The sequence below is a fragment of the Pseudoduganella sp. GW821-FHT05F09 genome (assembly GCF_059419605.1).
Map to the genome: position 1 here is coordinate 207,469 of NZ_JBWKSD010000011.1, position 9,704 is coordinate 217,172.

Annotated in this window: 9 protein-coding genes; 3 read left to right on the plus strand and 6 right to left on the minus strand. The window is 62.7% G+C overall.

Features of this window, described 5'->3' with window-relative positions; all coding sequences use genetic code 11:
• Positions 1-29 precede the first annotated feature (29 nt).
• From AC07S4_RS28310 to AC07S4_RS28320, 3 genes are read right to left on the minus strand one after another with little or no spacing between them, the layout of a single operon-like run.
• Positions 30-746, minus strand: a complete 717-nt coding sequence (locus AC07S4_RS28310) for a phosphoadenylyl-sulfate reductase (RefSeq protein ID WP_494989773.1) — start codon at positions 744-746, stop codon at positions 30-32.
• A gap of 15 nt (positions 747-761) precedes the next feature.
• Positions 762-1,349 (minus strand): DUF934 domain-containing protein, encoded by a 588-nt coding sequence (locus AC07S4_RS28315; protein ID WP_494989774.1) that lies wholly within the window; start codon positions 1,347-1,349, stop codon positions 762-764.
• Positions 1,342-3,033 carry a nitrite/sulfite reductase gene (locus AC07S4_RS28320; RefSeq protein ID WP_494989775.1) on the minus strand — a complete coding sequence of 564 codons (1,692 nt, stop codon included), beginning with the start codon at positions 3,031-3,033 and terminating at the stop codon, positions 1,342-1,344. The genes AC07S4_RS28315 and AC07S4_RS28320 overlap by 8 nt, the downstream gene beginning before the upstream one ends.
• A 176-nt stretch (positions 3,034-3,209) precedes the next feature.
• Here AC07S4_RS28320 and AC07S4_RS28325 point away from each other — a divergent pair, with 176 nt between their 5' ends.
• The 3 genes from AC07S4_RS28325 (at position 3,210) to AC07S4_RS28335 (ending at position 6,099) form a co-directional block, all read left to right on the plus strand.
• Positions 3,210-4,151 carry a CysB family HTH-type transcriptional regulator gene (locus tag AC07S4_RS28325; RefSeq protein WP_494989776.1) on the plus strand — a complete coding sequence of 314 codons (942 nt, stop codon included), beginning with the start codon at positions 3,210-3,212 and terminating at the stop codon, positions 4,149-4,151.
• 7 nt (positions 4,152-4,158) lie between these two features.
• Positions 4,159-4,809 (plus strand): class I SAM-dependent methyltransferase, encoded by a 651-nt coding sequence (locus AC07S4_RS28330; protein WP_494989777.1) that lies wholly within the window; start codon positions 4,159-4,161, stop codon positions 4,807-4,809.
• A gap of 201 nt (positions 4,810-5,010) precedes the next feature.
• Complete coding sequence (locus AC07S4_RS28335) at positions 5,011-6,099, plus strand: porin (RefSeq protein WP_494989778.1); 1,089 nt, start codon at positions 5,011-5,013, stop codon at positions 6,097-6,099.
• Between the two features lie 43 nt (positions 6,100-6,142).
• On the opposite strand, the gene AC07S4_RS28340 is transcribed toward AC07S4_RS28335, so the two are convergent.
• The 3 genes from AC07S4_RS28340 to AC07S4_RS28350 all read right to left on the minus strand — a co-directional run bounded on the left by AC07S4_RS28340 (position 6,143) and on the right by AC07S4_RS28350 (position 9,213).
• Positions 6,143-6,913, minus strand: coding sequence for a sensor histidine kinase (locus tag AC07S4_RS28340; RefSeq protein ID WP_494989779.1), 771 nt, complete (start codon positions 6,911-6,913; stop codon positions 6,143-6,145).
• Between the two features lie 100 nt (positions 6,914-7,013).
• A complete protein-coding gene (locus tag AC07S4_RS28345) occupies positions 7,014-7,787 on the minus strand; it encodes a LytR/AlgR family response regulator transcription factor (RefSeq protein WP_161074915.1) in 774 nt (257 codons plus the stop codon).
• Positions 7,788-7,863: 76 nt separating this feature from the next.
• The gene (locus AC07S4_RS28350) at positions 7,864-9,213 is read right to left on the minus strand and encodes a sensor histidine kinase (protein ID WP_494989780.1); all 1,350 of its coding nucleotides are present in this window, start codon (positions 9,211-9,213) and stop codon (positions 7,864-7,866) included.
• Positions 9,214-9,704 lie beyond the last annotated feature (491 nt).

Below are 9,704 nucleotides of genomic sequence, written 5' to 3' on the forward strand. Positions count from 1 at the left end.
TATTCTTAGTGTTGGTGGCTGGCGCAAGCTTACGCGGCCACGGGTTTGATGCGTATCAGCTTGCCGTCTACCACGTGCAGGCCGCATTCCTTCGACTCCGGATTTTCCCACCACCAGCGGCCGGCGCGCACATCCTCGCCCGGTTCGATGGCGCGCGTGCAGGGCTCGCAGCCTATCGAGGGGAAACCCTGGTCGTGCAAGGCGTTGTACGGCACGCCGTTGTCGCGCAGGTAGTTCCACACGTCCTGCTCCGACCAGTCGGCCAGCGGGTTGAACTTGGTCATGAAGTGCGCCGGATCGTCCTCCTCCACCATCAGCGAGGTGCGGGTGGCGGCCTGCGCGCGGCGCTGGCCGGTGACCCAGGCCTTGTTGCCGGCCAGGGCGCGGCCCAGCGGCTCCACCTTGCGGATGCGGCAGCATTCCTTGCGCATGTCCACGCTGTCGTAGAAGGCGTTCAGGCCGTTCTGCGCCACGTAGGCTTGCACCGCTTCAGGCTGCGGGCGGTACAGCGCGATCTCGTAGCCGTAGGTTTCCTTCACCTTGTCCAGCATGGCCAGCGTTTCCGCATGCAGGCGGCCGGTCTCCAAAGAGAAGATGGCGATCGGCAGCTTGGCCTTCAAAATCAGGTCGGTCAGCACCATGTCTTCAGCGGCGAGGCTGGAGGCGAACACCGCCGGCGTGAAATCACGCGCGATGCGCTCCAGCGTCTGCTGGGTGGACTGGATCAGGGCATTGAGCTCGCTCATGGCTGGCGCTCCGATTCAGATGCCGTAGCCGGCGTCGCCGCCGTTGGCTACGTTGGCGGCAGGCGCGGGGCGGGCGGTGCGGCGGAACAGCGGCACCTTCTGGTCCACCGAAGCCTGGTAGGTCTCCGAGAAGTCCGACAGGCCTTTGAGCGCATCGTGGATGCTGCGGTCGGCGCGCACGTCGTAGGCGTTGAAGCCCACGCGCTGCATGGAGAACAGCTGGTCGCGCAGCACGTCGCCGATGGCGCGCAGCTCGCCGGCGTAGGCCAGGCGGGTGCGCAAATTGTAGGCGATGGAATAGCCGCGGCCGTCCGTGAACTTGGGGAAGTCCACCGCCACCACGGCGAAGGCGTCCAGCTGGCCTTTCAGCGTTTCAGGGCGCTCGTCCGGGCCGAACCACACGCCGATCTCGCCGGCGGCGCGGCGCGCGGCCAGTGCCTCGGCCTGCGCCAGCCAGGTGGCCAGCGGCACGATCACCTTGCCGGCCGGGACGGGCAGCGCGGCCACGTCTTCGGCGGTGGGCGCTTCGCCGGCGGCGCGCAGCACGGTCCAGTCGTCGCCGACAACTTCACGGCCTTTGATAATCAGCTTTTGCTCAGACATATTCATCTTCTCCAACCAGGCGGCCCGCATCGACGATAGGCGTGGCGTATACAAATTCCTTGAACGGCGCAACGCCGATACGCTGCGTGGTGTCGACGAAGCGTTCGCCTTCCACGCGTTCGCGCACATACACTTGCAGCAGGCGGCCGATCACTTCCGGCATTTGCAGCGCGGAGAACGACGGTCCGATGATCTTGCCGATGGCCGAGTGGTTGCCCTGCGCGCCGCCGATCGACACTTGATACCATTCGCTGCCGTCCTTGTCCACGCCCAGGATGCCGATGTTGCCGACGTGGTGGTGGCCGCAGGCGTTGATGCAGCCCGAGATGTTCAGTTCGATGTCGCCGATGTCATGCTGGAAGTCCAGGCTGTCGAAGCGCTCGGCGATGGCCGAGGCGATCGGAATCGACTTGGCGTTGGCCAGGGCGCAGAAGTCGCCGCCCGGGCAGCAGATCATGTCGTTCAGCAGGCCGATATTCGGCGTGGCCAGGCCGTGCGCCTTGGCTTCCTGCCACAGCGCGAACAACTGGGTCTGCTCCACGTCCGCCAGCACCACGTTCTGCTCGTGCGTCACGCGCAGTTCGCCGAAGCTGTAGCGGTCGGACAGGTCGGCCATGAAATCCATCTGCTCGGCGGTGGCGTCGCCCGGCGGCACGCCGGTTTTCTTCAGCGACAGCACCACGGAAGCGTAGCCCGGCTGCTTGTGCGGCTTGACGTTGCGCTTGAGCCAGTTGGCGAAGGCCTTGTTGTCCGCCTGCGCGGCCAGCGGGTCGATCGCTTCCAGCTGCTTGTACGGGTGCGGCTGGAAGTAGGCGATGACGCGCTCCATCTCTTCCAGCGTCAGCGTTTCTTCGCTGTTCTTCAGGTCCGCCCACTCGGCTTCCACCTGGCGCGCGAATTCTTCCGCGCCGATGGCTTTCAGCAGGATCTTGATGCGGGCCTTGTACTTGTTGTCGCGGCGGCCGTGCAGGTTGTACACGCGCATGATCGCTTCCACATAGGTCAGCAGGTGTTCGCGCGGCAGGAACTCGCGGATCACGCTGCCCAGGATGGGGGTGCGGCCCATGCCGCCGCCGACCATGACCTTGAAGCCGATTTCGCCGGCCTCGTTGTAGACCACGGTCAGGCCGATGTCGTGCACGGCGATGGCGGCGCGGTCTTCCACGGCGCCGTTGACGGCCACCTTGAACTTGCGCGGCAGGGCGATGAATTCAGGGTGGAAGGTGGACCACTGGCGCAGGATCTCACAGTAGGGGCGCGGATCGATGATCTCGTCCGCCGCCACGCCGGCGAATTCGTCGGTGGTGGTGTTGCGGATGCAGTTGCCCGACGTCTGGATGGCGTGCATTTCCACCGACGCCAGGTCGGTCAGGATGTCGGGCGACTGTTCCAGCTCGATCCAGTTGAACTGGATGTTCTGGCGGGTGGTGAAGTGGCCGTAGCCCCGGTCGTACTTGCGCGCGATATGGGCAAACATGCGCATCTGCTTGCTGGCCAGCATGCCATACGGCACGGCGATGCGCAGCATGTAGGCATGGCGCTGGTAGTACAGGCCATTCTGCAGGCGCAGGGGCAGGAATTCCGCTTCGGTCAGCTCATCGGCCAGACGGCGGCGTACCTGGTCGCGGTACTGCGCGATGCGTTCGCGGACGATGAGGTGGTCGTATTGATCGTATTGATACATATCATTCCTAAAAAAATCGCTTGCCGGCGGGGCTGGCTCTTTCAAAGTATCCCAAACTGGCGCTAATGGTAATAAACTTCATCTTTATTCCAAACGACTTAGTCTTTATTTGCTTATATACGTATTGGGTATAAGCATGAGCGTAAAATACGGTTAGACCGACCCTGAGAACAACAATGAATCTTCATCAATTGCGTTTTGTCCGAGAAGCAGTACGCCAGAACTACAACCTGACCGACGCCGCCAAGGCCCTGTTCACCTCCCAGCCCGGAGTATCCAAGGCCATCATCGAACTGGAGGAAGAGCTTGGGGTCGACATTTTCACGCGGCACGGCAAGCGCATCCGGGGTCTGACCGAGCCGGGCCGGCTGGTGCTGTCCTCGGTGGAACTGATCATGCAGGAGATCGACAGCCTCAAGCGCATCGGCAAGGAATACGCGGCGCAGGACAGCGGCAGCTTCACCATCGCCACCACCCACACCCAGGCGCGCTACACGCTGCCCAAGGTGGTGCAGGCCTTTATGCTGAAGTTCCCCAAAGTGCGCTTGTCGTTGCTACAAGGCAACCCGCGCCAGATCGCCGAGATGGTGCAGCGCGACCAGGCCGACCTGGCGATCGCCACCGAATCAATCGCCGGAGTTGATAATCTGATCACCTTGCCATGCTACCAATGGGAGCATGTGGTGGTGGTGTCGCCCGACCATCCGCTGCTGAAATCGAAGTCCGTCACGCTGGAGGAGATTGCCGCATTCCCGCTCATCACCTATGATGGCGCCTTCGCCGGCCGCAGCAAGATCGACCACGCGTTCTCGCTGCGCGGCCTGAAGCCGGACGTGCTGCTGGAAGCCATCGACGCGGACGTGATCAAGACCTACGTCGAGCTGGGCATGGGCATCGGCATTATTGCCGGCATGGCCTTCGATCCCGAGCGCGACCGCAGCCTGCGCGCCATCCCGGCCGGCCACCTGTTCGGCATGAATGTGTCGCGCGTGGCGGTCAAGCAGGGCGCCTATTTGCGCAGCTATATCTACACCTTCATCGAACTGCTGGCCCCCACGCTCAACCGCAAGTTGATCGAGCAGGCCATGAACGGTGAAAAAGACACTTACGAGTTGTAAACTGACTATGAAGACCCAAGAACAATACTACGCGGCCGTCGCCGCCACCTACGACCTGCAATACGAGCGTCCCGAGGTGGAAGAAGACCTGGAAGAACTGCACGAGGCGCTGTCCGAGCTGCTGCGCGGCCATAAGGTGCTGGAACTGGCCTGCGGCAGCGGCTACTGGACCGAGGTGATCTCGGACGTGGCCGACTCGGTGCGCGCCATCGACAACAGCCCGCAGATGCTGGCGGCGGCGCGCGAGCGCGGCCTGGACGAGGATTTCGTGCAGTTCACGGAGGCGGACGCCTTCCAGCTGCCGGACGACATCGCCCCCGGCCAGTTCACGGCCTGCTTCGCCGCCGGCTGGTGGTCGCAAGTGCCGCGGTCGGCGCAGGACAAATACCTGGCCCATCTGCGCGCCAAGCTGGGCAAGGAAGTGCTGCTGGTGCTGCTCGACAGCAACTACGTCGACGGCTACAGCGCTCCCATCGCGCGCACCGACCTGGACGGCAACACCTTCCACATCCTCACCGACACCAAGGGCGAGCGCTACGACGTGGCGCAAAGCTACCCGTCCGACAGCTGGCTGCGCAAGCGCCTGTCCATCGCCGCCAAGGAAGTGCGTGTCGAACGCCTGGAACACTACTGGCTCGCCACCTGCCGCCTGAAGTAATCCTGCCGCACAGCAAAATCGGGTCAGGGTTGATTACACGGTTCATATGCGGACCATGTAATTAACCCTGACCCCTTTGTTTTGGGGTTTGTTGGGAAAGAACAACAATTGTTGATGTCATATTGTTGAAGCATTTGTTAGGCAAGATTCGTCCCGTCAAGTTTCAAGCGACGCTTTCCTCAACAAACAATGGATCAACAAGTGAAAAAACTTACTCTGGCAGCACTGGTTATCGGCGCCTTCTCGGCAAGCGCACAGGCGCAATCCAACGTGACCATCTACGGTCTGGTGGACGCGGGCCTGGTGAAAGAAAGCGGCGGCGTGGCCGGTAGCGTGACCAAAGTCACCAGCGGCATCGGCGGCCAGTCGCGCCTCGGCTTCCGCGGCGTGGAAGACCTGGGCAACGGCCTGTCGGCTGTGTTCGCCCTGGAAAGCGGCATCAAGGTTGACGACGGCGCGCTGGACAACGCCACCAGCACCCTGTTCAACCGCCAGGCCTACGTTGGCCTGAAAAGCAAGGAACTGGGTTCCTTCACCCTGGGCCGCCAGTACACCATGCTGTACAACGCCATGAGCCAGGTTGCCGACCCGTTCGGCGCAGGCTACGCCGGCTCGATCAAGAATCTGTTCGCCACCGCCGGCGCCAACACCCGCGTCAGCAACGCCATGGTGTACGCATCGCCAGTCGTGAACGGTTTCTCGGGCGAGCTGCTGTACGCGCTGGGCGAACAAGCCGGCGACAGCACCGCCGGCCGCCAGATCGGCTTCGGCCTGAACTACGCCCAAGGCCCGCTGAACGCGCGCCTGGTGTACAACAACCGCAACCAGGACACCGCCGCCGTCGGCACCACCCCTGCCAAGACCCAGGACGAAGCCAAGAACACCCTGCTGGCCGTGAACTATGACTTCACCGTGGTCAAAGCCTTCTTCGCCTACGCTACCGACAAGGGCCTGAACAGCTCGCCTATCCCGGTCGCCAACGCATTCGGCTACAAGACCGCACCGAAGCCAAGCACCGACGCGCGCGACCTGCTGATCGGCGTTTCCGTGCCTGCAGGCGGTGGCAATGTGCTGGCTTCCTACACCAGCAAGGATGACAAGACCGTCAACAACCAGGACGCTACCCAGTTCGCCTTGGGCTATATCTACCCGCTGTCGAAGCGTACCAGCACCTACGTTGCCTACGCCAAGATCAAGAACAAGAACGGCGCCGGCTACACCGTTGGCAACAACAACGAAGCCGGTACCGGCGACAAAGCCTTCAACGTGGGCATCCGCCACTCGTTCTAAGCTGGTCCTGCCGGGATGAAAGGGCGCCCTGCGGGGCGCCTTTTTAATTGGCGGGCAGCGGCAGCTCGATCACGATGCGGGTGCCGCCGTCGCCGCTGCTGTCGCGGCCCTGGATGTCGATCGCGCCGTCCAGCGCCCACACGCGTTCGCGCATGCCCAGCAGGCCAAAGGAGTGCGCTTTGTTGAGGTCGCCGGGCGCGATGCCGCGCCCGTTGTCTTCTATGGTCAGGTCCAGCCGGCCTTCCTGCCGCTGCAGCCTGATCCACACATGGTCGGCGCCGGCGTGGCGCGACACATTGGTCAGCGATTCCTGCACGATGCGGAACACGGCGGTGCTGTAGCGGTCGTCCAGCACCAGTTCCTGCTCGCGCGCGTCCAGCTGGCAGGCGATGCCGTGGCGCTGGGTGAATTCCTGGCGCAGCGTTTGCAGCGCGTAGTACAGGCCGCCTTCATCGAGCGCGTGCGGACGCAGGTCGGCGGCGATGCGGCGCAGCGAGGTGATGGCGCGCTGCAGCAGCTTGTCCATCGAGCGCATCTGGCGTGCCGCCAGCGGCGTGGCCGGGCCTTGCTGTTGCAGCAGGCTCAGGTCGACGCGCAGCGTGGCCAGCAGCTGGCCCAGATCGTCGTGCAGCTCGCGCGCGATGTGGGTGCGTTCTTCTTCGCGTATGGCTTGCAGCGCGGCGGATAGTTCGCGCAGCTGCTCGTAGGAACTGGCGCTGTCGGTGGCGCGCCGGCCGGCTGCCTGGCCGTCGCGGCGCGCATCGTGGCTTTCCGGATTGGGCGGCGGCGGTGGGGATTTTCCGGGAGTATTCATGTGCGCCCCTCAATGGCTGGGGCGCCGGAGGGCCGGCCCCACGCTCACACAATAGGGCAGCCGCTGCGCCAGATGTTGATCTGGCGCAGAGTGGCGTAGATTACATCTGCTTGAACAAGTGCAGGAAGCTGCGCGACACTTCCAGCTTGTCGGAGCGGTCTTTGATCAGCACCAGATGCCGGCCCCGGATGTCGCGCGTCACGCCTTCGATGGCGTTCACGTTGACCAGGGTGGCGCGGTGGATCTGCCAGAACAGGTCGGGATCGAGTTCTTCGGCCAGGTCGCGCACCGGCTTGCGTATCAGCGCCTCGTACTTGGCGGTCTGCACGCAGGTGTACTTTTCGTCCGAGCGGAAGAACAGGATTTCCTCAACCGGTATCATGCGCAGATCCTGGCCGATGCTGGCCTGTATCCATTGCAGATAGGTCTTCTTCGGCGCCGCGATTTTTTCAGCCAGCTGCGACAGCATGGCCGTCACGCTGGCGTTCACGTCCGCGCCGCCGGCGCCGGACGGCGCGCTCAGGCGGTGCTTCAGGCGCTCCACGGTAATTTGCAGACGCTCCGGCTCGGCAGGCTTCAGCACGTAGTCCACGGCGCCGCGCTCGAAGGCTTCCACCGCGTGCACGTCGTAGGCGGTCACGAACACCACATTGCTCTTGTTGCCGATGGCGGCCGCCGCTTCCATGCCGGTCTTGCCCGGCATGCGGATATCCAGGAAGGCGAAGTCGGGTTTGAGCTGGTCCACCAGCTCAATCGCCTCTTCGCCATTTTTCGCTTCGCCGATGATGTCGAGTTCCGGCCATACCTGGCCCAGGCGCATGCGCAACTGGTCGCGCATCAGTCTTTCATCATCGGCAAGAATTGCTGTTGGCATTTTTAATAATCATGTTAAAAGTGAGTGCTAATTATTCAACGAATCGGCGGCGTGCGCAATCGATTACTGGCGCCGCCTATTTTGCGGCCAGCGCGTAGGGCACTTCGATGGTGGCGATTACGCCACTGGGCTGGTTGGGCTCGATGTTCAGCGCCCCCTGGCTGCCGTGCAGCAGCTTCAGGCGTTCGCGGATATTGCTCAGGCCCAGGCCGGTGCCGTCGCTGGGCTTGGCGCCGAAGCCCAGGCCGTCGTCGGCCACGATCACGCGCAGCTTGTTGTGCGCCACCTCGGCGCGCACTTGCAGCGTGCCGCCCTCGGGCTTGCCTTCCAGGCCGTGCTTGATGGCGTTCTCCACCATCGATTGCAGCATCATCGGCGGGAAGGCGGCGGTGCGCAGGCCGTCCGGCACGTCGAAGTCGATGGTCAGGCGTTCCTCCATACGCATCTTCAGCAGGGCCAGGTAGGCGGCCACCATGTCGGCCTCGCGGCCCAGGTTGGTGATGAGATTGCTGTCGCGCATTTGGGGCAGGACGGCGCGCAGGTATTTGATCAGGCTGCGCTGCATGGCCGACGCACGCGGCGGATCGGTTTCTATCAGGTGTTCAACCGAGGCCAGGGTATTGAACAGGAAGTGTGGTTCCACCTGGGCCTGCATCATCTGCATCTTGGCTTCGCTCAGCTGGCGCTGCATGGATTCGCGCTCGGCTGCGGCGTTGGCGGACTGGGTTTGCGCTTCGGCGCGTTTTTTGCCGCCCATCAGCGCCTTGGTGGCGAACAGGGCCAGCACCAGCAGCGACACAAAGCTCTTGAACCAGGTCGACGCCTGCTTGTGGTAGCGCGACACTTTCTGTTCGGCTGCATCGTCGACGGCTTCTTCAATGGCGTTCGACAGTTCTTCGCCAATTTGCGGCGGCAGTTCAATATGGACTTCCTCGCCGGGGAGAGAGGGAGCGGCCGGCGCAACGGGGGCGCGCGCAGCCCGGCCGGCGCTGCCTGCTTTGCCGGCCGCGGCTGGTGCTGCGGGCGCGGCAGGGGCGGCGGGAGCTTCCGGCGGCGCGGCTGGCGCGGCGGGTTCGGGCAGGGCTGGCGCAGCGGCATCGCCTTCATCGGTGCTGGCGGGCGGCGCGTCCTTGCGGATCTTGCCGCCGCGCGGGTTGAAGTGGATGCCGCTGTCGTCGATCAATATATTAGTGTCGCTGCCGGGGCGGGCGCGCTTGCGCTCCTTGGTCACCACATACTCCTCGTCCGGCCGCGAGGAGAACAGCTCGTCCTGCAGAATGGAACCGGCGATCAGGGCCAGCGCAGCAAACAGGAAGAACTTCCACCACGACAGCTGGGTGACCCAGGTTGCGGTCGTATCGAAACCTTTGTGCAGCCAGGCCAGTATGGTCTTCAGCGTGTCTTGTACTTTGGGTTGAGGAAACATGTAATGCTTTCAATTTCATGAATGGTGCAACTGTACGCAATACGGCCGCGATCCGCCACGGGCGTGCGACAGTCTGCATAAAACGGCGTCTGGAAGGGAGTAGGGCGCGCCCGGGCGGAGGCCCTTGCGCGCGGGGCGGGGTTCGGTTATAGTTCTGTCCCCGCGCTGCTGAACATACGCAGCGCTGGAGAGTAGGAAAATGAGGGGTTGACGGTTTGAACGAAACGCCTCATAATCTCACCTCTCTGCTGCTGAACAAAACGCTTCAGCAAGTAACGCAGAATTCTTTAAAAATTAACAGTCGATAAGTGTGGGCGTTTGATGATGATGCCGGAAGCGCAAGCTTCTTAGCTCAAATTATTAAACGCTCAACAAAAGAAATAAACGTGACCTTCGCAAGAAGGAATCGTCAGTTATTTTGAAGAGCGACCAAGTCAGCAATGACTTTAAACAGAGATTGAACTGAAGAGTTTGATCCTGGCTCAGATTGA